Source organism: Burkholderia sp. WSM2230 (assembly GCF_000472445.1).
Classification (GTDB): Bacteria; Pseudomonadota; Gammaproteobacteria; order Burkholderiales; family Burkholderiaceae; genus Paraburkholderia.
This window is the reverse complement of sequence record NZ_AXAJ01000001.1, coordinates 958,063-982,084: the sequence shown is the minus strand read 5'-3', so window position 1 is coordinate 982,084 and position 24,022 is coordinate 958,063. Positions and strand designations below refer to the sequence as shown.

Genomic DNA, 24,022 nt, shown 5'->3' with positions numbered 1-24,022 from the left:
GCATACGGCATCGTTCAGGATTCGCAAGCGACGAGTGCGTGTAGTTCCTCGATATTGAACGGCTTGGCGAGGATCGCCACGCCGAGACGCCGAGCGCGTTCAAGTTCGTCGGCATAGCCCGTCATCAGGGCGATTTTCTGCGAGGGCCACGCGCTGCGCACTCTTTCCGCGAGGTCGATGCCGTTGAGCTTGCCAGGCATCTGGATGTCCGACAGCACGAGTTCGAAACGCTCGCCGCCGGTGAGAACATCGAACGCCTGGTCGGCGGTAGGCTCGTGCCGCACTTCGCAACCGAAGGTTTCCAGCACCGCAGTGACGCCCGCCGCGACATCTTCGTTGTCTTCCACTAGCAGCACCATGCCGGCGTGCCGCAGCGCTGGCTTCTCGACCACCGCTTGTGGCGCGGCATGCGCCTGCCGGCGTTCGCGATAGCGCGGCAAGTAAAGGCGCACCGTCGTGCCGCTGCCCGGCACGCTGTCGATCCTGGCGGTGCCGCCCGCCTGCTCGCACATCGAGAGCACCTGGGCGAGGCCGAGTCCCGCGCCCGAGCCGCTCAGCTTGGTGGTGAAAAGCGGCTCGAAGGCGCGCCGCGCGACCGATTCCGGCATGCCGTCGCCGTCGTCGGAACATGCGATCAGCACGTATTCGCCGTCGGGCAGCAGCGTGTCGCTGCCGACGAGCCGGTTGTTCTGGCAACGGATCACGAAGCGTCCGCCGCGCGGCATCGCATCGCGGGCATTCACCGCGAGATTCATGATCGCGAGTTCCAGGTCGGTCGGATCGGCCAGCACCGGCCACACATCGTCGACGATGCTGAGCGCCAGTTCGATATGATCGCCAAGCGCCGCTTCGACGAGCGGCGCCGCGCCCGGCATCCATTTGCTGAGGTCGATCGGCTCCTGTTTCAGCGGCTGTTTCTTCGCGACGCTCAGGAGCCGGCGTGTCAGCGATTCGGCGGTCGCGGTGGCGCGCTGCACAGCGGTCATTTCCTTCTCGAGGTTGTTGTAGCGCTTCAGGCGCGCTAGTTCGATATTTGCCGATACGACCATCAACAGATTGTTGAAGTCGTGCGCCACGTTGGCAACCAGATTGCCGAGCGCGCCCATGCGCTGCAATTGCCGGCTCGATGCTTCCGCCGACAGCCGCATCGCGACCTCGCCCTGCCAGCGTTCCCACGCGACGCGCTCGCCGTCCAGTTGACGCAGCGAGTAAAGCACCAGAATCCAGATCGCGATGCATGGCACCGCAGTGAGCGCCGCAATCACGATGAAGTGCCGGCGCCACGCATCGACGATCGAACCGGTTGCATAAGCGCTCGACACGTACAGCGGATAATCGCCGACGCGCCGGAACGCGACGAGCCGCTCGACGCCGTCCACCGGCGACTTCACGCGCACATGCCCGGACAACTGCTTGTCGCGCAACGCGGCAGCAAACGCGTCCGAGGCGGGCGCCCGCACCCCTCCGGGCCATGGCGGATAACGCACCAGCAGACTGCCGTCCTGCCGATACAGCGCGAGCGCGAGCGACGCGTCGCCATTCGTCAACTCGCGGTAAAAGCGCGAGAAGTACTCGGTGCGCAATGCAATCGAAACAACGCCGAGGAACGCGCCATCCGCGCCCATACGGCCTATCGCGGTGCTGAACACGTTGGTTTGCGACAGCGCGCCGTGCATCGGCAGCGAGAAGTAAGGGTGCGGGCGCATGGCGCGTGCGGCGACAAAGTCTTCGCGTTGACTGACCGACACGGCCGGAGCGGGATATGCGCGGCTCGACACCAGCAGGTCGCCCTGCCCGCCGATCAGATAGATGGACGCCACTTGCGGAAAGTCTCCGCCGATCTCCCGCAACTGCTGATTCAATTGCCGCTCGCGCGCGCGGATCTGCCCGTCGTCCTCGGTGCCGATCAATTCGACGATGCGCGAAGCCATCTGCTGGTTCAGGTCCAGCACCTTGACGGCCTGCTCTTCCGCCACGCGCACGAGCCGGTCGATCATGTCGTTCGAATCGGCGATACGGCGCTGGTAATCGAAATAGCCGTAACCGGCGAGACAGGCGAGTGGGAAGAGAATCGAAACGGCAAGCACGACAAGAAGCACGCGCCGTGTCGCCGCGAAATTGCGCGACGGCATAGGAAAATCGACTGCGACTCGCTCCGCACGCTGCACGGCCCACGCTCCACTCAAAGGTCATACGAGTAGGTGAATTGCTCGCACGTATCATGCCCCGTGGTCGTGCGCTAATTCCCTAGCTGGAATCTACCGCACTTTTCGGCCACGCACACAGCGGCGCACAACGAAACGCGAATGTTTCTGCATGCCACCGTCGGGCACATGAATTGCTCACCGGTAACGTGATTCCGCCCGCCACGACATGTTGCATTGCCGCGCGGGTCTGGCGCCTGAGCCCTGCTGAAACCCCGAGACACTCGCATGCCCATCACTGCCCGGCACGTCGCCCAGTTTTCGCAATTGCGCGAAGACCGGGCACAACGCGTCGTCGTGGATGACGAGAAGATTCTGCTGGTTCGCCGCGGCGATACCGTGCGCGCCTATTCCGCCGACTGTCCGCATGCCGGCGGACCGCTCGAGGAAGGCGCGCTGTGTCGCGGGAGGATTGTTTGCCCGTGGCACAAAGGCACATTCGACGCCGCCACCGGCAAGGTGCTGGAGCCGCCGCCGCTGGTGCCGCTCGACCGGTATGCAGTGATCGTCGACGGCGACGACGTGATGGTCACACCCGATAAGCTGCCGGGCGAAACAGAACTAGCCCGCACACAGGAGCCGCATTTCGTCGTGATCGGCGCCGGCGCGGCAGGCGCGGCCGCCTGTGCGGCGCTGCGCGAATATGGCTTCACCGGCCGTGTGACGCTGATTGGCGACGAACCGCACGCGCCCTACGACCGCACTTCGCTCAGCAAGTTTGTGCCTTCCAACGAGATGCCGCCTGGCGACGTGCCGCCGCTGCTCGCAACCGACTGGTACGAGCAGCACGGCGTGGAGCGGATCGTCGCGAAGGTCGCGCGCCTCGACGTGCCGGCCCGCAGGATTCACTTCGAAAGCGGCGGCGAACTGACTTACGACACCGCGTTGCTCGCCACCGGCAGCACGCCAACAGTCCCTCGAATCGCGGGCAGCGAACTCGGCGGCGTGTACGTGCTGCGCCATCTCGACGACGCCGCCGCGATAGTCGAGGCGCTCGCCAACAGCGATACGGACGGACTGACACGCGACAATGCGTCCACGCGCGTCGCCATTCTCGGCAGCAGTTTCATCGGACTCGAAACCGCTTCCGCGCTGCGCAAACGCGGCGTGCAGGTTTCCGTTATTTCGCCGGACAAGGTGCCTTTCGCAAAACAGTTCGGCGAGCGCGTGGGCGCGATGTTTCGCGAGCTGCACGAACGCAACGGTGTCGAGTTTCATCTTCAGGCCAAGGTCGCTTCGCTCGAAGGCGAAGAAGGCAATGTGCATGAGGTCATGCTGGAAAACGGCGAGCATATTGCCGCCGACGTGGTGCTGCTCGGCACCGGCGTTACGCCTGCCACCGGTTTTGTCGAAGGCTTGCCGCTGCAAAAAGATGGCGGCGTGATCGTGAATGCGGGCATGCAGGCCGCGCCCGGCCTTTACGCCGCCGGAGACATCGCGGTCTTTCCGCTGTACGAAGACGAAGAGCCGCTGCGCATCGAACATTGGCGCCTGGCGCAGCAACATGCGCGCATCGCGGCCCAGAACATGTGCGGCGCGCGTAACCGCTATAACGGTGTGCCGTTTTTCTGGACCTACCACTTCGGCAAGAACTTCGAGTACCTGGGCCATGCGAGCGAATGGGACGAACTTGTCGTCGACGGCGAACTCGAGCGTCACGATTTTGCCGCGCTCTATGTAAAGAACGACAAAGTGGCCGCAGTGCTTGCGTGTAATCGCGACACGCAAACCGCGCATCTCGTCGAGGCGATGCGCGCGGGCCCGCTCACGCGTGCGCAGGCATTGCAGATTGTCGGGCGCGAGTCGTGCGGCAATGACTGAGCAAAGTCACGCTTTGGACCATGCGCCCTTGTCGTTCAACTCTACATGCTCATGTAAAAAGCACAGAACGTGGACCGCGTGAGTCGCGAGTGAATTTGCGCATCATATTCGTTAGCTAAAAGGAGAAGTGCCATGCCAGAACCCAAGGAACAACATCCGAACGCCGACAAGACCGAGAAGCAGATCGACAAGGAGGTTGAAGACACCTTTCCGGCGAGCGACCCGCCGTCGACCGGCGGCACCACCAAAATCGTGACCGACGACGAAGACACTTCCTCCGAAGACGAAGCCACCGGCAAATAGACATCGCTGTCCATCAACAAAAGCGCCCGGACGCGCAAGCGCCGGGCGTTTTTCGCATTTGCGTCTGTGTGGATCGCGTCGGGGATTGTTATGCGCTGGCTACCGCGAACGGCACATCGCTCGATTTTTTGCCACGCGTGTGGCAAGCGGCCAGCATCTCCTGCAACGAAGTCACGTAGCGGTCAGCGCCCATGGCGTTTTGCAGGTCGACGCTCCACTTCTCCAGATTTTCCGGCGTCCATAGTCCGACGATAATCGATACGTTCGGCAAGCGCGCGCGAATGCGCCGGACCATGTAGCGCAAATGCGAAGGAATGCCGTCTATCTGCAAGTAGACGACACAGACGATACCGACGTCGTCGGCGTCCAGCCGATCGATCGATGCACGCGACGCCGCCTCATGCGGCAGCCCGCGCGCCGTGAAGCCGTGTTTGCCGAGCAGCTGCAGCATGATGGTGGCGGCAAGAGGATCGAGCGGACCGCGTCCAGGAATGCACAAGACGCGCTGATTCGTGACGCGCGGCATGGCTTGTGGCATCTCCGGCGCGAGCTCGCCTGCCTGGTCGGGCGCAGGTTCAACGGCTCTTTCGCGCGCGTTTTCTGGCAGTTCGTCAACCGTGCCGCGTGCAGTGTGATTCGCAAAGACCCTTTGTGTGGACGTGGAAGCAGGCGTTGCGTTGCGCGACGGCGCGACGGGCCCGAACTCCGCGCTCAGGTCAGCGGCCGCGGGCCGCGGCGGCGGCTCGTCAGGATAACTGTCGAGGCCGTCGACAAGATCGTTCGTGGTCGACTCGATGCGCGCAAGCTGCGCCGTCGTGACGCTGCCGCGTACCACGTCGTTGGCGGCCAATTGCAGGCCCTTGATCGTCACCTCGTCGTAGTAAGCCGATAACGAACGCTCGCGCAGCAGCAGTTCGGCTTGCGCGATCGCTTCATCGGGGTCGCCCGCGAGTGCACGTTGATAAAAATTTTCGACCGGCGTGAGCGCGGGCTGATCGCCCAGCATCACGTCGAGGAATTCCAGGCGCCTGATATGCCGGCCAAGTACGAGCAGACAAAGCGTCAACGGCGTCGACAGGATCAGGCCGATAGGCCCCCAGATCCAGCTCCAGAAGATCGCGGCGACCACCACCGAGAACGGCGAGAGTCCGGTGCTGCGTCCGTAGAGCAAGGGCTCCACCACCTGGCCCACCAGCAGTTCGACGGTCACGAAAAGCGCAATGCACCACACCGCCATGTCCCAACCGGGACTCACCGCGGCAGCAAGCGCGGTGGCCAGCCCGCCTGCTATCCAGATGCCGACGTACGGCACGAGCCGCAGCAAGGCCGCGAGTATGCCCCACAGAATCGGGCTCGGTACGCCGATGAAAAACAGCCCCGCGCCGATGGCGACACCGAGCCCCGCGTTCAGGCCGAGCTGCGAAACGAAGTAGCGGCTCAGGCGCCGCGCCGCTTCGTCCATCACCATGGTCGTGCGGTGCAGATCGCGTGAGCCGAAAAGACGGATCGCGCGGTCGCGCAGATCGTCGCGTTGCAGCAGGATCACCACCATCACGACGAATACGATGAACGCGGTCTCGATGGGACTGATGGCCGGCGACAACACACGGCGCGCCACTTCCAGCGGAGTGGGCACCGGCTCGCGCACTTCGACGGGCACGGCCGCGGGCGCGCGGCCATCCGCGGAAGACGCATCGTGCCGCGGCGCGGGTTGGGACGGTTCGATTGTCGCGCGTTGCAGCGCCTGACCGGCGGCTTTCGCAAAGCGATCGAGTTTGCCGACGGTCAGCGTGTGCGCCGCCTCCATCTTGCGCTCGATGGTCGCCTGGTAACGCGGCATGCCCGCGGCGAGCTCCGTCAACTGCATCGTGATCACCGCACCGAGTACTCCGATCACCGAAACGGAGATCATCACTGCCGCGAACACCGACGCGACGTGGCCGAGCTTCAGGCGTCCCAACGATTTCACGAGCGGTGCGACGAGAAAGCTCAGCAGAATCGCGAGCGTTATCGGAATCAGCACGGCCCGCGCGAAATACAGACACGCGACAAACCCGGCGCCGACCGCCAACGCGATCAGCGCGTCGAGACCGAACGCGGCAGGCGGCGCGTCGATGCGAGTGGGCGGCCTGCCGCGCGACGGTTCGGGAATGTCCTTCATTGCGCTACGTGCAGCTTGTCGCTATTTGTTGTGGTGCTCCCTGTCATGTCGTTATTTTTTGGGCTCTTCTGCAATCGGCCCACTCTCCACTGGTGGCGCTTCCTTTTCGATCTCGCTGCGGGCCTGTTCCCAGTATTCGTCGGGTGTGCCCTTGGGCTCGGGCGCGTGTTCCCACAAGTAATAAGCGCGCGTGCGAATCTGCTCTTCCTGGGAGGTCTGCTCCTGTTCCATATGATCACCTACAGTTAAGGTCTCGCGGATGCCGGCATGGCGAAGCCGCGCGCATCATCGTGATGATGAGTGCGCGTGGCCACCGTCAGATCAGCAAGTGATATTCCCGCTCAGGCGGCAGGCGGCGCCTCGCTTTCGTCCGAGGTGAGCTGCTCTTCGAGCTTGTCGAACACGCGCTGCGTCGCACGGCTCTGCGCCTCGAGGGCGAACAGCAGCAGTGAACGCGCGGTGACCTGATACTCGTCGCCGGCGCTGAACTCCGGCAACTCCGCGCGCACCGGCATGTTGGTATCGAGCAGGCAGGTCCAGCGATCTCCGTCGGGCACTTCGGGCAATGTGAAGTTGACGACGTCGTGATGCGCGTTCAGCACCAGCAACAGCGTCGCGTCCGACGCGGGACGGCGGATGCCGCTCGCCTGCGCGCGGCCGTCTATCACGAGGCCGAAGCAGCGCATCAATGGATCGGCCCATTGCTCGGCAGTGAGATCGGTGCCGTCGGGCGAAAGCCAGCGCGCATCGGTCACGTCGAGCGCTTCGTTGTACTCGCCTGTGAGAAAGCGGCTGCGGCGCAGTACCGGCAATCGGTGCCTCAGCGTCGTGAGGTTTCTGACGAACTCGGTGAGCGCGCGGCCGTCGTCGTCGATCCCTTCCCAGTCGACCCAGCTGATCTCGTTGTCCTGACAATACGCGTTGTTGTTGCCCTTCTGCGTGCGGCCGAATTCGTCGCCCGCGAGCAGCATAGGCGTGCCTTGCGAGAGCAGCAGCGTGGCGAGCAGATTGCGTTTCTGACGCTCGCGTTGCTGGCGTATTTCGGGGTCGTCGGTTGGCCCTTCCACGCCCATATTCCACGACCTGTTGTCGGAGTGGCCGTCGTTGTTGTCCTCGCCGTTTGCTTCGTTATGCTTGTCGTTGTACGAAACGAGATCGTTCAACGTGAAGCCGTCGTGCGCCGCGATGAAGTTCACGCTCGCCCACGGGCGCCGGCCGCGATGATTGAACTTGTCGCCGGATCCTGTCAGGCGTGTGGCGAGATCAGCGACCATGCCTTCGTCGCCCTTCCAGTAGGCGCGCACGGTGTCGCGAAAGCGGTCGTTCCATTCGGCCCATCCAGGCGGAAAACCGCCAACCTGATAGCCGCCAGGCCCACAATCCCACGGCTCCGCGATCAGCCGCACGCTGGAGAGAACCGGGTCTTGCCGGCAACTGTCGAGAAAGCCGCCGCCTTCGTCGAAACCATGCGGCTCGCGGCCGAGAATCGTTGCCAGATCGAAACGGAAACCGTCCACCTTCATTTCCGTCACCCAGTAACGCAGGCTGTCGGTCACCATCTGCAGCACGCGCGGATGCGAAAGATTGAGCGTATTGCCGGTGCCCGTATCGTTGATGTAATAGCGCGGCTCGTCGGGCATCAGGCGATAGTACGACGCATTGTCGATGCCCTTGAACGAGAGCGTCGGTCCGCGTTCGTTGCCTTCGGCGGTGTGGTTGTACACCACGTCGAGAATGACTTCGAGATTTGCGTTGTGAAAGGCGTCCACCATCCCCTTGAACTCGCTCACCGATTCCGTCGACGAAGCGAAGAAACGCGGGTCGGCCGCAAAAAAGCCGATGGTGTTGTAGCCCCAGTAGTTCGTGAGACCCTTTTCGAGCAGATAGCTGTCGTTGACAAAGGTCTGGATCGGCATCAGTTCGACCGAGGTTACGCCGAGACTCCGGATGTACTCGATCACCGCCTTCTGCCCCATTCCCGCGAAGGTGCCGCGCAGATTTTCCGGCACCTGCGGATGACGCATGGTAAAGCCGCGCACATGCGTTTCGTAGAAGATCACGCGGTCCCACGGCAGCGGATTGCGCTCGGGATGCGTCCATGAAAAGGTGGCGTCCACCACCTTGCACTTCGGCACGAAGGGCGCGCTGTCGCGCTCGTCGAACGACAGGTCGCCGTCTTCCGAATCGAGCGTATAGCCGAAAATTTCGGGCGCCCACTTCAGTTCGCCGATATGCGCCTTGGCGTATGGGTCTAGCAGCAGTTTGTTCGGATTGAAGCGATGCCCCTTCTCCGGCTCATAGGGACCATGCACGCGATAGCCGTAGATGGCGCCCGGCTTCAGATTCGGCACGAACACGTGCCAGACCTCATCGGTATATTCGGGCAGTTCGATGCGCTCGATTTCATTCTGACCGGTCTCGTCGAACAGGCATAGTTCGACTTTGGTTGCGTGCGCCGAGAACAGCGCGAAGTTCACGCCGTTTCCGTTCCATGTCGCGCCGAGTGGGAACGGTGTGCCTTCCGCGATGCGCGTCGAGCTGGTGGCCGGAGATGACATAGAAATTCCTGTGAGAGGCTGGGGCGCTCGCGCGCCTTTTCAGTGTAGGCGATATGAATCAAAGGCTCGCTCGTGTAGCAAACTGCGGGCCCAGCCGTGCAAGCAGCAGGCGCGCGACGGCATGAAATTTGCGACAACGCGATTGAAAGCAGATTCGACGCGCCGGGAACGGCGCTACATAACAAGGAGAAACCATCATGCGAAGCATGCAACTTCGAACGCTGCTCGCGGCAGCGCTATTCGCCGGGACCCTGGCGTCATATGGCAACGCCCAGGCGCAAGGCGCTCCGCAGTCCATTACGGAAAGACGCACCGACGTCGTGCAGCTGGCGAGCGGGTATCGCGCGTCGAAGCTCACAGGGGCCGACGTCTTCAACAAGAACAAGGACACCATTGGCACCGTCGACGATCTGATCGTCTCTCCTGGCGGCGACCGCAGCACCTACGCGATCCTGTCGGTGGGCGGATTTCTCGGCATGGGCAAGCATCTCGTGGCGGTTCCGTTCAACGATTTGCAGATCACCAACCGTCGGGTGGTGTTGCCGGAGGCAACGAAGAAGTCGCTAGAGGCGCTGCCGGAATTCAAGTACGCCGATTGAAGGCGCGGCAGCGCGTTTTGCGCAGCGGACGGTGCGCCTTGCGCACCAACGCGACGCTCCACGCAGCGGGCGCAGTGCTCAAGGCAATAGCGAACGCCACGTTTTACGCGCGGCCAATAAGCTGTAGCGCAGCCTCGCAAACAATCGGCCGCGCTTCAGCCACGCTCACGCAAACAGCTTGTCCAGCGTAATCGGCAGTTCGCGCACGCGTTTGCCAGTCGCATGCCAGATCGCGTTGCTCACTGCTGCGGCCACGCCCACCACTCCGATTTCGCCCACACCCTTCGCGCCGAGCGGATTGACAATATCGTCGTGCTCCTCAACGAACAGCACGTCGATGTCGTGGATATCCGCATTCACCGGCACGTGATATTCGGCGAGGTTGTGGTTCATCTGGCGGCCTATGTCGTGGTCGAACTGTCCTTCCTCGTGCAGCGCCATGCTGATGCCCCACACCACGCCGCCCGCCACCTGGTTCGCCGCGGTCTTCGGATTGACGATGTGCCCCGCCGCGACCGCGCTCACCACACGTGTCACGCGCACGGTGCCGAGCGCTTCGTCAACGCGCGCTTCGACGAAAATCGCCGAATGCGTACCCATCGAGTAGGCCTGCTGCTTTTCGTGCGGCTTCACGCTCGCCTGTTCTTCGAGCTTGTCGAGCCCGGCGCGCACGAGCAGCGTATCGATTTCGACGGCGTCTTCCGGGCCTGAGCCGCATACGATCCGTTTGCCCATGCGCCGTATGTCCTCGCGCGGAACAGCCGCGAAACGTGCGCCGCCATGTTGCCGCGCCAATTCGACGAGCCGGTTGTAGAGCCGCCTGCATGCTGCATCCACCGCGCTGCCCACCGAGGACACCGTCCACGAGCCGCCTTCTATCGGCGCCTTCGGCAAGCGCGTATCGCCAAGCTCGAAGACGACCTCGTGAAGCGGCACGCCGAGCGCATCCGCCGCGATCTGCGTCATCGCGGTGTAGGTGCCGGTGCCGATGTCGGCGGTCGAACTGGAAACGGTCACGCGGCCATCGCGCGTGAGAACGGCGCGCGCGGATGCTTCGTTCTGCATTGCATCCCACGCACCGGTCGCCATGCCCCAGCCGATCAGTTCGGTGCCCTCGCGGCGCGCGCGCGGCGCGAGCGGCCGCTTTTCCCAGCCGAAACGGGCCGCTCCTTCGCGATAGCAGTCGCGCAACGCCTTGCTCGAGAACGGCAGGTTCCTGTTCGCATCGCGCTCCGTGTAGTTGATGAGGCGCAGTTCGAGCGGGTCCATCTGCAGTGCTTGCGCCAGTTCGTCCATTGCTACTTCGAGCGGGAACAGTCCTTGTGCCGCGCCCGGCGCGCGCATGTCGGCCGGAGTGGGCACATCGAGCCTCACGACCTTGTAGCCGAGCGTCACGTTATCGCATTGATAAAGCTGGCCTGCCCAGTTCACCACTACGTCGCAATAGTCCTCATACTGCGAGGTCTCGGATACAGCTTCGTGAATCACCGCCTGCAAGCGGCCGTCGGCAGCAGCGCCGAGCGCGACGCGCTGGATGGATTGCGGCCGATGCGCGAACGTAAACATCTGCTGGCGCGTGAGTGTGACGCGCACCGGCCGCTTCAGTTCGAGCGCCGCCATGACCGCGAGCGCGAGATGATACTGCGGCCGCAAACCGGAGCCGAATGCACCGCCGACGAACGCCGACACCACGTGCACCTCGTCGTCCTTCAATCCGAACACCGCGGTCAGATACGACTTGGTATTCATCACGCCCTGGGTCTTTTCATACACGGTCAGGTGCCCGTGCTGGTCCGGCACCACAGTGCAACCGTGCATTTCCATCGGATTGTGATATTCGGCCGGCGTGCTGTAGAACGCATCGACGCGCGCCACCGCATTCGCCAACGCTGTGTCGGCATCGCCGCGCGGCGCGGGCGGCGGATCGAAGCCGCCCTTTTCCGTGGACGGCGGCTCGGCACTCATCAGCGCCTCGCCCATATCCGTTCGATGCGGCGCGGATTCGTAGCGCACGTCCACCAGCGAAGCCGCATGACGCGCGAGCTCGAGCGATTCCGCGAGCACGAGCGCCACAGGCTGGCCGCTGTACCACACGCGGTCGTCCCAAAGCGGTCTGAGCGGGCTCCCGCCGGGCGCGACCATGTCTTTGTATGGCTTGTCCTCGCGAGGCAGCTCGGGGCGGTTCTGATACGTCATGACATGCAGCACGCCAGGCAACGCGAGCGCGGCCGACGAGTCGATCGACACGATTCTTCCAGCCGCAATCGTGCTCGATACGACAAAGCCATACGTGAGTCCGTTGGCCGTGAAATCGGCCGCGTACTGCGCGGCGCCGGTCACTTTCAGCCTGCCGTCCACGCGCTTGTGCGGCACGCCGCTCGCGCGCAATGCGGGCAAAGTCTCGATGCGGTTCATGGCGCCGGTTCCTCCAGTGAACGTTGCGTTGCCATCGCGAAGGCGCGCTCGATGGCGCGCGCCGTCAGTTCGATCTTGAACGCGTTGCCGCGGCGGCCACGCGCCTCGCGCAGCAAGTCGGTAGCGAAATTGCGCACCGTTGCCGCGTTCAGCGGCCTGCCGCGCAGCGACGCTTCCGCATCCACATTGCGCCACGGCTTGTGCGCCACGCCACCGAGCGCGCAATGCGCTTCGACGATGGTGTCACCGTCCAGTTCGAGCCCGAGCGCCACCGAGACCAGCGCAAATGCATACGAAGCCCTGTCGCGCACTTTCACGTAAGCGTGATGCGCCGCGAAGCCCTGCTTCGGCAACTCGACCGCGGTAACAAGCTCGTCGTCGCGCAGGTTCGTATCGATGTGAGGCGTGTCGCCCGGCAAGCGGTGAAACTCGGCGAACGGCAGCACACGCGAACCCTCGGGACCCGACAGATGCACCATTGCATCGAGCGCGGCCAGGGCGACGCACATGTCCGATGGGTGCACGGCGGTGCAGTGTTCGCTCGCGCCAAGAATTGCGTGCATGCGATTGACGCCTTCCATCGCCGGACAGCCGGTACCGGGTTCGCGCTTGTTGCAGCGCGTGCCGGCATCGTAGAAATAGAGGCAGCGCGTGCGTTGCAGCAGATTGCCGCCGACGCTCGCCACATTGCGGATCTGCGGGGACGCACCCGCGAGAATGGCCTTCGCGAGCAACGGGTAACGCGCATTGACGGTGGCATCGTAAGCGGCTGCGCTGTTGGTCACGAGCGCGCCGATCCTGAGTCCGCCCGCGGCGGTCGGTTCGATCTGTCTGAGCGGCAGACGGTTGATGTCGACGACGAGCTGCGGATGTGCGACGTTCTCGCGCCACAGATCCACGAGGTTCGTGCCGCCCGCGATAAACGCAGCGGCGCGATTTTCGCGATGCTGCTGGATGGCTTGTTGCACTTCGCTCGCGCGCGTGTACGAGAAGCGGTTCATGGGCGCGCTCCTTTGCCGGCCATGTCGGCTGCGTCGACAATCGCGGCGACTATGTTGGTATACGCGCCGCAGCGGCACAGGTTGCCGCTCATCAGTTCGCGCACCTCGTCGGCGGTTTTCGCGTGACCTTCCTGCAGCATCGCGACGGCGGAGCAGATCTGCCCCGGCGTGCAGTAACCGCACTGAAAGGCGTCGTGATCGATAAAGGCCTGCTGAACAGGGTGCAACTCCTCGCCATTGGCGAGTCCTTCGATCGTGGTGATCGAGGCGCCGTCGTGCACGACCGCGAGCGCGAGGCAGGTATTGATCCGCTGACCGTTCACAATCGCAGTGCACGCGCCGCATTGCCCGTGATCGCAGCCTTTCTTGGTGCCGGTCAAATGACAGTGTTCGCGCAGCAGATCAAGCAGCGACGTCCAGGGCTGCACTTCGAACTCGTGCTTTTTGCCGTTGATGTCAAAGCTCACCGGCACGCGCTGAACGTCGCTCGGCGCAACGTCCAGCGGCATTTCCGCAGTGGGGGTATTCATGGAGATTTCTCCTGACGATGAGTCACGCACAGGGAGCGCTACAAGCGAACTATTCGTGCGCGCAATCGCTGTGCCCGGCAGGATGATGGTGTCGCGATGAACGGGCGGCTTGACGACGAGCCGCTGTCTGCCGGAGTGTACAGACAGTGCCGCCCGGAACATTCAATCAATATGCCTAAATAATCGGCGAGCCGCCCGTCACGGCGATGGTCGCGCCTGAAATGTAACTGGCTTCGTCCGAGGCGAGCATGACGTAAGCCGGCGCGAGTTCGGCGGGCTGGCCTGGCCGCTTCATCGGCACTTGCTGGCCGAACTTTTCGACTTTTTCCGGCGGCATTGTCGACGGAATCAACGGCGTCCAGATCGGTCCAGGCGCAACGCAATTCACGCGAATGCCCTTCTCGGCCAGCAGTTGCGCGAGGCCGCCGGTGAAATTCTGAATCGCGCCCTTGGTGGTCGCATAGGCGAGTAACCCGGGATTCGGATGATCGGCGTTGATCGACGTCGTGTTCACAATCGCGCCGCCCGGTTTCATGTGCTTGACCGCGGCGCGGGTGATCCTGAACATCGCGCCGATGTTGGTATCGAAGGTCTTGTCCCACTCTTCGTCGGTGATTGCGTCGAGCGATGGGTAGGTCATCTGATATGCAGCGTTGTTCACGACCACGTCGAGCCGGCCGAATGCTTCCACCGCCTTGTCGACAATCGCCTTGCAATGCGCGCGATCCGTGATGTCGCCGGGCATGAGCACCGCCTTGCGGCCTGCGTCTTCGACCCAGCGGGCGGTTTCGCGCGCATCGTCGTCCTCGTTCAGATAGGCGATCAGCACGTCCGCGCCTTCGCGCGCGAACGCAATAGCCACCGCGCGGCCGATGCCGCTGTCGCCGCCCGTGATGATCGCCGCCTTGCCGGCAAGACGGCCTGAGCCCTTATATGACTTCTCGCCGTGATCGGGCTGAGGTTGCATCGGCGCGGTGCGGCCCGGCGTCTGGTCCTGCTGCTGTCCTTCGAACGGTGGTGTAGGACGTTCTGTGTCGCTCATACGATCCTCCAGAATGCTGATCCACATGTGCGGCGTGCGAAGCGCACGGCGTCGCTACATATCCAGCAACTGGCGGGCCAGCGTGAGATGCGGTATGGCGGTGCATACGTGATGCACGCGCGGCATGCCGGAACAAAAAGCTCGAGAATGAAGCATGTCGATACGACAGCTTGCGAACGGCGGACCGGCGATTCACGAGAATGCGCGGCGCGCACGGAACGGCCACCAGATACTGCAATCGGCCAATCGCAGTTTTTTCAAAGCTCGCGCAGGCTTTACGGCGGCCCCACCGCATGCAAGGCCGCAGCCGATTCCAGCACGCGCAGAAGACGCTCGGGCGTCAACGGCTTCGCGCAATGCGCGTCGAAACCGACGGCGCGCGCGCGTGCGCGGTCGTCGCGCGAAGCAAAGGCCGTGCATGCCACCAGCAGCATATGCGCCGTGGACGGATGCGCGCGCAAACGCCGCGCGAGCTCGAAGCCGTCGAGTCCCGGCATCTTGATGTCGAGCACCACGGCAAACGGCTGCCACTCCGACGCCAGCTCGCATACCGCGTGCGGATCTTCGAGCGCGCGGCATTCGAATCCGTCCGCGTTCAACAGCATCTGCAGCGCGTCCGCCGCCTCGCGATAGTCGTCCACCACCAGCACGCGGCGGTGCGAAGCCATCGCATACTGGATCGGCCGCCATACGACCACGTCTTCACTGTCGTCGAGTCGGTTATCGAGCGTCACCCTTCCCTCCCTTGTTGCTGCTTGCGCCGCGTCGCGGCCCCGGCGCACGGACGCAAGTTTCGCTCCCGCGCTGCACCGCGTGACTGATTACATGCTTTCTGAATGACAGCGGCGTTCAAGCCGCGCGATCGTCGATGAAACCCTTCAGCATCGCGAGCGTATCGGCGTCCTCGATATGCTTGTCCGTGCGCCAGCGAAGCATGCGCGGGAATCGCACGGCCACGCCCGACTTGTGGCGCGTACTCGCCTGAATGCCCTCAAAGCCGATTTCGAATACGAGTGTCGGCGTCACGCTGCGCACCGGTCCGAACTTCTCGATCGTAGTCTTGCGCACGATTGCGTCAACCTGGCGCATTTCCTCATCGGTAAGACCCGAATAGGCCTTGGCGAAGGGCACGAGCGTGCGCACACCGTTGGCTTCGTCCCACACTGCGAACGTGAAATCGGTGTACAGGCTTGCGCGGCGGCCATGTCCGCGTTGGGCGTAAACCAGTACCGCGTCTACCGCATAAGGATCGATCTTCCATTTCCACCATGTGCCCGAAGCTTTCGTGCGGCCCACACCGTACAGCGACTCGCGCTCTTTCAGCATCAGACCTTCGACGCCGCGCGCCCGGCTCTCTTCACGCAGCGCAGCGAGTGCCTGCCAGTCGGCGCCGAAGACGAGCGGCGATACACGCAGCAGATCGCGTGCGAGGGTGTTGTCGAGCGACGCGGCGAGCGAGTCGAGCTGCGCGCGCCGCTGGGCGAGCGGCGTCATGCGCAGGTCTTCGCCGTGGGCTTCGAGCAGGTCGTAAGCAAGCAATGCGGCAGGCGAATCAGCGAGAATTTTTTTGCTCAGCGTCTTGCGCGCAATGCGCGGTTGCAGGCGCGCGAACGGCAACGGCGCAGCAGCGCCTGGTTCCCACGCGAGAATTTCGCCGTCGATCACGAAACCGTCCGGCAGCGCCTCGCCGAGTGCGGCGACTTCGGGAAAACGATCGGTAATCAGATCCTCGCCGCGCGACCACAACCACACACGTCCCGCGCGCTTGACGAGCTGCGCGCGTATGCCGTCCCACTTCCATTCGATCAGCCAGTGTGCCGGATCGCCGAGCGTCCCCGGATCGGCCTGCAACGGATGCGCGAGAAAGAACGGATATGGCAGGCCGAGATCGCTGTCGTGCCGCTCTGTGGCACGCTGAGCGTCGTCGCCCCCAACGTCGGTCACGTCGGGCGCGATGAGCCGCAAATAGCGCGCGGCGTCGGGCTTTTGCCGCGAATCGGTCCATCCGACCATGCGTTGCGCAATCCGCTTGTGGTCGATGCCGGCCACCTCGGCAAGCGCCCGCACTACGAGTTGCCGCGCGACGCCGACGCGAAAGCCGCCGCCAATCAGCTTCGTGAGCAGAAAGCGGCCGCTCCAGTCGAGTTCGTCCCAGTAGCTGAAAAGACGCGGGCGCAACTCTTCTGGCGCGAGGCCGCGCAAGGTCAGCACGCGCTGCTCGATCCACTGTGTCAGGCCCAGTTCAGAGGTGCGTTGCGCAGGCGGCAGAATATGCGCGATGGTCTCTGCAAGATCGCCGACCGCGTGATACGACTCCTCGAAAAGCCACGCGGGCAAGCCCGCGCGTTCGCGCGCGAACTCAGTGAGCAGGCGTGTGGGCACCGATTGCCGAGGTTTGCCGCCCGCCAGGAAATACGATGCCCATGCGGCATCTTCCGGCTCGGCTACGGAAAAATAGCTGGTGAGCGCGTCGAGCTTGTCATGCGTAGACGTGGTTGCGTCGAGCGCGGTGTAGAGAGCAGCGAAGCGCTTCATGAACGGCTCGCGGTGTCGTCGAGCGCGGCAGCGGGGGCTTCGTCGCTGTGCTGATGCGCCAGGCTGCCCCCTGCAACGGTGCCTTCCGCGACAGTTTCGACGCCGCCCAATGCGTCCGCTTCCACGGTATCGTCGCCATATTGCGTCGCGAAAGCGCCGGCCTCGAGGCCCTGCTCGCGCAGCCAGCGCACCATCGGCTCGACAGAACCATGCGTGACGATCACGCGCTCTGCGCCGGTCGCGTGAATCGCCGTTTGCAGCGCGGGCCAGTCCGCATGATCGGAGAGCGCGAAGCCTCGGTCGACGCCGCGTCTGCGGCGCGCGCCGCGCAAGCGCATCCAGCCCGACCCGAATGCGTCGCTATAGTCGCCGAAGCGTCGGAGCCACGCGCTGCCCTGCGCCGACGGCGGCGCGACGATCAGCGCCTGTTTGAATACAGCCTTCTCTTTCGGCGGAATTTCGCTGACGAGCCGTACCGGCGGCAAATGCACACCGGCGTCGCGATACGCGCGATTGAGCGGCTCCACCGCGCCGTGGCAGAAGATCGGTCCGATGCCCGCGTCGACGCTCGCCAGCACGCGCTGCGCCTTGCCGAACGAATAGCAGAACAGAACGGATGCGCGGCCTTGGGCGGCGTTATGGCGCCACCATGAATCCACGCCGTCGAACACGGTTTGCGGCGGGTCCCAGCGGTAGATTGGCAGACCGAAAGTGGATTCCGTGATGAAAGTGTCGCAACGCACGGACTCGAATGCATCGCAAGTAGGGTCCGGGTCCAGCTTGTAATCGCCGGACGCGACCCACACGCGGCCACGATGTTCGATGCGCAATTGCGCGGAACCAAGCACATGTCCCGCCGGATGCAGCGACACGGTCACTCCGCTGATGTCGAGCCGCTCGCCATACGCAAGCGTTTGCAGCGAGATGTCAGGCAGGCGGGACAGCAGCACGTTCGCCCCGGCGCGCGACGCCAGATAATGCCGGTGCCCGAAACGCGCGTGATCGGAATGGGCATGCGTTATCACGGCGCGCTCGACGGGCTGCCAGGGATCGATATAGAAATCGCCCGGCGGACAATACAAACCCTCGGGCCGTGCGATGACGAGGTCCCCGGGGCCGGCATTGTCCGCTGCGATATTCGATGTTGGTTCGGATGCCATGTGGCGAACAATAAGCAAAGCCTATTCCCGGTCGGCGTTGCGCGCTGCCCAGGAGCTATGCGTCATACGTCCCGCCCGAGCATTGCCCATCTGTCTAAACAAACATGGCGAGGCGTGGCGGCATTCTTGCTTACCCTGACATGAGGCGCGTCGGTATGCGCCGCCCGTCGGCGGCCCGAGATGCGCGCGTGGCGAGGACCCATGCACTTCATTGTCGATCGGCGCACGCTTTACGTCGCACAACATCCGGGCCGCTTCACGCTCGAAACGCTGAAGGCTTTCCGCGCCAACCAGGGGCTGCTGCTCGCCGGCGCGGTCGCGTATTACGCGCTGCTTTCCATCGTGCCGCTGATGATCCTGATCGTCATCGCACTGTCGCGCATCGTGCCGCAGCACCTTTTGTTGCCCGCATTAGGGCACCTGCTGCAGTGGCTCGTGCCTGGCCAGTCGCGCGCGCTCGTGCAGGAGCTCGCCAATTTTCTCGCTCATCGCGCGGTGATCGGCTGGGTGTTGTTCGTGACGATGCTGTTCTTCAGTTCGCTCGCCTTCACCGTGCTTGAGAACGCGATGTCGCTGATCTTCGTTCATCGCGTGGTCATACGGCGTCGCCATTTTCTGCTCTCGGCGCTGCTGCCTTATTGCTACATCCTGTTTCTCGGCGTCGGCGCGCTGATCGTCACCTTCGTGTCGAGCGGACTCGAAGCCGTGGGCACCGAAGGTCTCGACTTCCTCGGCATGCATGTTTCGCTGCAGGGCCCTTCGCGGGTGCTGCTGTACCTGCTCGGTCTTGCGGGCGAGATCTTCGTATTGACGTCGATCTATATGGTGATGCCGGTCGGACGGCCATCCATCAAGCACGCGCTGTTTGGCGGCGTTGTCGCCGCCGTGTTGTGGGAAATCACACGCCACGTGCTGGTGTGGTACTTCGCGACGCTCTCGCAGGTCAGCGTGGTGTACGGGTCGCTCACCATGGCGATCGTCATTCTGTTCAGTCTTGAATGGCTTGCCACGTTGCTGCTCTTCGGCGCGCAAGTGATCGCACAGTACGAGCGCTTCGGACTTGAGCCGCAAGGCGCGCCGAAGCAGCCCATCAAAACAGGCTGACTGTTGCGGAGCCGGGGCACGCGTGAGAGGCTGGGGTAACATTGCGCGCATCGTGCCTATCATCCGGCACGCTACAGAACCCCCTAATGAACGTCGTTCAGCGCAAATCAATCAACTACTTTCCGCATCAGGGCGCAGCCTATGCTTGACGAAGCCCTGATCGCAAGCAGCCTGGCCGCGCGCGGCATCGTGCCCGATGCGAAGCAACGCTATGCAATCGCGGCACTTGCCGCATTGCCCGGCCCGGCAATAGGCGACACGCAGCCACCATATCAGGGCGTTTATTGCCACGGACTGCCTGGACGCGGCAAGAGTCTCGTGGTCGATACCGTGTTCGAACTGGCGGATTGCCGCAAGCGGCGTCTACACTTTCACGAGTTTCTGCGCGAGATGAACCAGCGCCTCGTGAACGAACCGCGTGGCGACGACCGGCTTGGCTCGGTGTCGAAACAATGGCTCGGCGGCATCGAGCTATTGTGCTTCGACGAATTCCACGTGCACGATATCGCCGACGCGCTTCTGATGGGCCGCTTTCTCGATACGGCGATCAGGCTCGGCACGCGCATCATGCTTACGTCGAACTATGCGCCGGACGGCCTGCTGTCCGACCCGGAGTTTCATGAGCGTTTCGTGCCGACCATCGAGCAGATCAAGCGGCACTTTCGCGTGATTCATTTCGACGGTGCACGCGACTATCGCTTCGGCGGCGAGGCGCATCCGTCACCGCGTTTCTTCTCTCCGCTCGACGCAGCGGCCGGCAATGCACTGCGTGACCTTTTCCTCCGCCATGAAAGCAGCGGCGCACTGGAAGCGACGAAAGTCAGCGCTGCGGGCCGGCCGCTGATTGCGCGCGCGGTGGGCGCCGCTATCTTGTGGGCCGACTTCGAAGCGCTGTGCGTGGCGAACCGCTCGCATCTCGACTACCTGGACCTTGCCGAGCGCTGGCAGGGGTTCATTGTCGATAACGTGCATACCGGGTGGCTGAGGAAACCACATACGTTGCAGCGGCTCGTATGGCTCGTCGATATTCTTTACGATCGCAAGCGCGCGCTCTTCATTGCATCGGATCAGCCGATTCATGCTGCATTGCGCAGTCTGGAAGGCGCGCATGATCTCTCGAGAACACTGAGCCGTCTTGCCGAAATGGAATCGCGCGCGTATCGCAACACGCTCGACGAGGCGCTCGACCAGCCGACCTCGACAGGCACGGACCATTAGCGACGTCCCCGCCGCTCATCCGGGAATGCGCCGTGCTACCGCGGTCGAGACGACTCATTCTTCAGCGGATAAGCACTCCGCCTTTTTCCCGATGATCAGAACCGCTTCGCTCGCCGCCGCGCTTTGCGCGGCCTGCCTTTCTTCTGCCTGCGTACATATTGGACCTTCGCGCCTCAAAGCCGACCAGGTCGACTACGCTCGCGCACTCGGCGACGCGAAAAAGCGCGAGATTCTCGCGGCCGTGGTCGGCCTGCGTTATGGCGACGCGCCCGCGTTTCTGACCGTCAGCAGCATCATCGCGGCCTATACATTCGATGCCAGCGGCGGCGCGACCGCCAATGCGGGCTCCGGCAGCCAGCCGAACTATGCGCTCGCCACCGGCAGCGTGTCGTATTCCAATCACCCGACATTCACGTACACGCCCACTACCGGCGAAGCGTTCGCCTCCGCTTATATCCGCCCGCTCGCGCCAGCACTGGTCCTGCCGCTCGCCGAAGGCGGCATTCCGATCGACCTGCTGTTGCGCATTACCGCGCAATCGGTGGGTGGCCTGCAGAACGGCAACGCGCTCGGCGGAGAAAACAGCGCGGGCGCGCCGGGCTTTTTCGAATTGCTGCGCGCGCTGCGGCGCCTGCAACTCGCGGGCGAGCTCAACGTCGAATCGCGCAAGGTAGGCGATAAGAACGACCAGATGAGCGTGTTCCTCGTGATTGGCGCAACGACCAGCGGCGACTCGCCGCAAATCACCGCCGACGTCGCGCGAGTGCGCAAGCTGCTGCATCTCTCGTCGAATACGCGCAGCTACGAAATCGTGTATGGGCCTTCGTCTGCGTGGCATAAGGCCGACAGGATTCCGATGGTGACGCGCTCGGTGCTCGGCATACTGACCGATCTCGGCGCACAGGTGCAGGTGCCCACCGAGCGCATAAACGACGGCTCCACGAAACCGACCGTGGGCCTGATCGGCGGCGAGACGAGGCCTACCATCATCGTTCACTCCGGCAAGACCGCGCCCGACAATGCCTATGTCACGATCCCATATGGAGCGTCGTCCTACTGGGTGGACCGCAACGACTTCGACTCGAAATACGCGTTCACTGTCGTGCAGAACCTCATGGCGCTCGCCGAAGCCGACACGAGCAACAAGGCACCTGTCGTGACGATTCCGGCGAACTGAACGATGTGAGCAATGCGCTACCGCGAGGCGCCCTTTCCCTGCACGCGCGCAATCTGCTGCTTCGCCGCTTCATACACATGCTCGGGCGTGAAGCCGAACTTCTTCTTCAGATCGGCAAGCGGCGCCGACGCGCCGAACGTGTGCATCACCACCTGTGCGCCGAGCCTGCCGACGTAGCGGTCCCAACCGAGCGTCGCGGCCTGCTCGACGGCCACGCGCGCGTCGATGTCGGCCGGCAACACCGTGTCGCGATACGCCTCGTCCTGCCGTTCGAACAGATCCCATGAAGGCATCGACACCACGCGCGCCGCAATGCCCTCGGCCTTCAGCTTCTCGTAAACATCCACGCAGATGGAAAGCTCGCTGCCGGTGGCCAGCAGGATCACTTGCGGCTTTTGCCCATCGGGCGCATCGGCAAGCACATAGGCGCCTTTTTTCACGCCCTCGGCGGATGCATAGCGGCTGCGGTCCAACGTGGGCAGCGGCTGCCGCGACACGACGATGCACGCGGGACGCCGCTTTTGCGTCAGCGCGACGCGCCACGCTTGCGCCACCTCGTTGGCATCGCCCGGACGCAGCACGGTGAGACCCGGCACACCGCGCAGCGACGCGAGCTGTTCGATTGGCTGATGCGTCGGCCCATCTTCGCCGACGCCGATCGAATCGTGCGTGAACACGTAGATCGCCTCGACCTCCATGATTGCCGACAGGCGAATCGGCGGCTTCATGTAGTCGCTGAAAATGAGGAACGTGGAGCCGAACGGCCGCAGGTTCGACAAGGCCAGACCGTTGACCACCGCGCCCATGCCATGTTCGCGAATGCCGAAATGCAGATTGCGGCCACCGTAGTTGTCGTACTCGAAGCTGCCCGCGCCCTCGAATTTCAGGTTCGTTTTCGTGGACGGCGCGAGATCGGCCGCGCCGCCGATCATCCACGGCACGCGCGCGGCAATGGCGTTGAGCACCTTGCCCGACGACTCCCGCGAGGCCATGCCTTTCGGGTCTGCGTCGAAGGTGGGAATGTCGTTGTCCCAGCCCACTGGCAACTCGTGCGCTTCGATCTGCGCGAATTCGCGCGACAGTTCCGGATACTGCTTGCTGTAGGCGTCGTATTTCGCCAGCCATTCCTCGCGCGCCGCCTTGCCGCGCGCGCCGATGCCGGCAGCGAAACGTTCGTGCACACCGTCGGGCACGTAGAAGAATTTGTCTTCCGGCCAGCCGTAGAACTTCTTGGTGAGCGCCACTTCCTCGACGCCGAGCGCTTCGCCGTGCGCGGCGGCGGTGTCCTGCTTGTTCGGCGCGCCCCAGCCGATAATGCTGTTGACCACGATCAGCGTCGGCCTGTCCGTCACGCTCTTTGCCTCGACCAACGCGGCTTCCAGCGCGGCCGCGTCGTTCGCATCGTCCACGTGCAGTGTGTGCCAGCGGTAGCCGCGAAAACGGCTCTCCACGTCGTCGCTATACGCCAGATCCGTATGCCCTTCGATCGTCACGCGATTGCTGTCGTAGATCCAGATCAGGTTAGAGAGCTTCAGGTGCCCCGCAAGCGAGGCCGCTTCGTGAGAGATGCCTTCCATCATGTCGCCGTCGCCGCATAGCGCATAGACGCGATAGTCGAAGAGCGACGCATCCGGCTTGTTGAAGCGGCTCTCGTACCAGCGCGCCGCCATCGCCATGCCGACGCTGTTGCCGAGGCCCTGACCGAGCGGACCCGTGGTCGTTTCGACGCCCGTCGTCATCCGGTACTCGGGGTGACCCGGCGTCTTGCTGTCTATCTGCCTGAAGCGCTCGATGTCCTCGATCGACACAGCGGGCTGGCCGGTCGGCTTGCCATCTTCGTCGACGGCCTTCACGTTCGCGAGATGCAGCAGCGAATACAGCAGCATCGACGCGTGCCCGACCGACAGCACGAAGCGGTCGCGATTGGGCCAAAGCGGCTCGTCCGGGTCGTAGCGCAAATGGTTTTGCCACAGATGGTAGGCAACCGGCGCCAGCGCCATGGGCGTGCCCGGGTGGCCGGAATTCGCTTTCTGAACAGCGTCCATCGACAGCGTGCGGATCGTATTGATGCACAACTGGTCGAGGGCGGGATCGTTTTGCATGGGACACTCCTTGTTCGGCCGTCAGCCACATCGCCCGCGCGCGCTGCTGCTGCGAAGCCGCGGGAAAGCGCTGTTCAGGCTGTGTTCAAACG

Annotated in this window: 18 protein-coding genes; 6 read left to right on the top strand and 12 right to left on the bottom strand. The window is 63.5% G+C overall.

The features are described from left to right. Positions 1-14: 14 nt before the first annotated feature. On the bottom strand, positions 15-2,168 hold the full coding sequence (locus A3AC_RS0104455; RefSeq protein ID WP_025597613.1) for a hybrid sensor histidine kinase/response regulator: 2,154 nt from the start codon (positions 2,166-2,168) through the stop codon (positions 15-17). Between the two features lie 264 nt (positions 2,169-2,432). On the opposite strand from A3AC_RS0104455, the gene A3AC_RS0104450 reads away from it, so the two are divergent. Together A3AC_RS0104450 and A3AC_RS30605 are read left to right on the top strand one after the other, a co-directional pair. Next, positions 2,433-4,025, top strand: a complete 1,593-nt coding sequence (locus A3AC_RS0104450; RefSeq protein ID WP_025597612.1) for an FAD-dependent oxidoreductase — start codon at positions 2,433-2,435, stop codon at positions 4,023-4,025. A gap of 132 nt (positions 4,026-4,157) precedes the next feature. Further along, positions 4,158-4,328 carry a hypothetical protein gene (locus tag A3AC_RS30605; protein WP_198017964.1) on the top strand — a complete coding sequence of 57 codons (171 nt, stop codon included), beginning with the start codon at positions 4,158-4,160 and terminating at the stop codon, positions 4,326-4,328. An 88-nt stretch (positions 4,329-4,416) separates the two neighbouring features. Here A3AC_RS30605 and A3AC_RS0104440 read toward each other — a convergent pair whose 3' ends face one another. From A3AC_RS0104440 to glgX, 3 genes are all read right to left on the bottom strand, one after another. Further along, positions 4,417-6,489: an AI-2E family transporter gene (locus A3AC_RS0104440; RefSeq protein WP_025597611.1), complete on the bottom strand. Its 2,073-nt coding sequence runs from the start codon at positions 6,487-6,489 to the stop codon at positions 4,417-4,419. Between the two features lie 51 nt (positions 6,490-6,540). Continuing rightward, entirely contained in the window at positions 6,541-6,720 is a 180-nt protein-coding gene (locus tag A3AC_RS0104435) for a DUF2934 domain-containing protein (protein WP_025597610.1), read from the bottom strand. Between the two features lie 110 nt (positions 6,721-6,830). Beyond that, on the bottom strand, positions 6,831-9,047 hold the full coding sequence (glgX, locus tag A3AC_RS0104430) for a glycogen debranching protein GlgX (RefSeq protein ID WP_025597609.1): 2,217 nt from the start codon (positions 9,045-9,047) through the stop codon (positions 6,831-6,833). Between the two features lie 197 nt (positions 9,048-9,244). Between glgX and A3AC_RS0104425 the strand changes: the two genes are divergently transcribed. Next, on the top strand, positions 9,245-9,646 hold the full coding sequence (locus tag A3AC_RS0104425) for a PRC-barrel domain-containing protein (RefSeq protein ID WP_025597608.1): 402 nt from the start codon (positions 9,245-9,247) through the stop codon (positions 9,644-9,646). Positions 9,647-9,811: 165 nt separating this feature from the next. On the opposite strand, the gene A3AC_RS0104420 is transcribed toward A3AC_RS0104425, so the two are convergent. The 7 genes from A3AC_RS0104420 to A3AC_RS0104390 all read right to left on the bottom strand — a co-directional run bounded on the left by A3AC_RS0104420 (position 9,812) and on the right by A3AC_RS0104390 (position 18,329). Then, positions 9,812-12,061 (bottom strand): xanthine dehydrogenase family protein molybdopterin-binding subunit, encoded by a 2,250-nt coding sequence (locus tag A3AC_RS0104420; RefSeq protein WP_025597607.1) that lies wholly within the window; start codon positions 12,059-12,061, stop codon positions 9,812-9,814. Further along, entirely contained in the window at positions 12,058-13,062 is a 1,005-nt protein-coding gene (locus A3AC_RS0104415) for an FAD binding domain-containing protein (protein WP_025597606.1), read from the bottom strand. The genes A3AC_RS0104420 and A3AC_RS0104415 overlap by 4 nt, the downstream gene beginning before the upstream one ends. Continuing rightward, positions 13,059-13,592 (bottom strand): (2Fe-2S)-binding protein, encoded by a 534-nt coding sequence (locus A3AC_RS0104410; protein WP_025597605.1) that lies wholly within the window; start codon positions 13,590-13,592, stop codon positions 13,059-13,061. Before A3AC_RS0104410 ends, A3AC_RS0104415 begins: the two co-directional genes overlap by 4 nt. A gap of 175 nt (positions 13,593-13,767) precedes the next feature. Next, positions 13,768-14,634, bottom strand: coding sequence for an SDR family oxidoreductase (locus A3AC_RS0104405; RefSeq protein ID WP_025597604.1), 867 nt, complete (start codon positions 14,632-14,634; stop codon positions 13,768-13,770). Between the two features lie 275 nt (positions 14,635-14,909). Then, the gene (locus A3AC_RS0104400; RefSeq protein ID WP_025597603.1) at positions 14,910-15,368 is read right to left on the bottom strand and encodes a response regulator; all 459 of its coding nucleotides are present in this window, start codon (positions 15,366-15,368) and stop codon (positions 14,910-14,912) included. 115 nt (positions 15,369-15,483) lie between these two features. Further along, a complete protein-coding gene (locus A3AC_RS0104395) occupies positions 15,484-17,169 on the bottom strand; it encodes an ATP-dependent DNA ligase (RefSeq protein ID WP_025597602.1) in 1,686 nt (561 codons plus the stop codon). Continuing rightward, positions 17,166-18,329 carry a ligase-associated DNA damage response exonuclease gene (locus A3AC_RS0104390; protein ID WP_025597601.1) on the bottom strand — a complete coding sequence of 388 codons (1,164 nt, stop codon included), beginning with the start codon at positions 18,327-18,329 and terminating at the stop codon, positions 17,166-17,168. The genes A3AC_RS0104395 and A3AC_RS0104390 overlap by 4 nt, the downstream gene beginning before the upstream one ends. A 201-nt stretch (positions 18,330-18,530) precedes the next feature. Here A3AC_RS0104390 and A3AC_RS0104385 point away from each other — a divergent pair, with 201 nt between their 5' ends. From A3AC_RS0104385 to A3AC_RS0104375, 3 genes are all read left to right on the top strand, one after another. After that, a complete protein-coding gene (locus A3AC_RS0104385; protein WP_025597600.1) occupies positions 18,531-19,433 on the top strand; it encodes a YihY/virulence factor BrkB family protein in 903 nt (300 codons plus the stop codon). Positions 19,434-19,574: 141 nt separating this feature from the next. Then, positions 19,575-20,651: a cell division protein ZapE gene (gene zapE, locus A3AC_RS0104380; RefSeq protein ID WP_025597599.1), complete on the top strand. Its 1,077-nt coding sequence runs from the start codon at positions 19,575-19,577 to the stop codon at positions 20,649-20,651. Positions 20,652-20,742: 91 nt separating this feature from the next. Beyond that, entirely contained in the window at positions 20,743-21,828 is a 1,086-nt protein-coding gene (locus A3AC_RS0104375) for a hypothetical protein (protein WP_025597598.1), read from the top strand. Between the two features lie 17 nt (positions 21,829-21,845). Here A3AC_RS0104375 and tkt read toward each other — a convergent pair whose 3' ends face one another. After that, a complete protein-coding gene (gene tkt / locus A3AC_RS0104370) occupies positions 21,846-23,930 on the bottom strand; it encodes a transketolase (RefSeq protein WP_025597597.1) in 2,085 nt (694 codons plus the stop codon). Between the last annotated feature and the right edge of the window lie 92 nt (positions 23,931-24,022).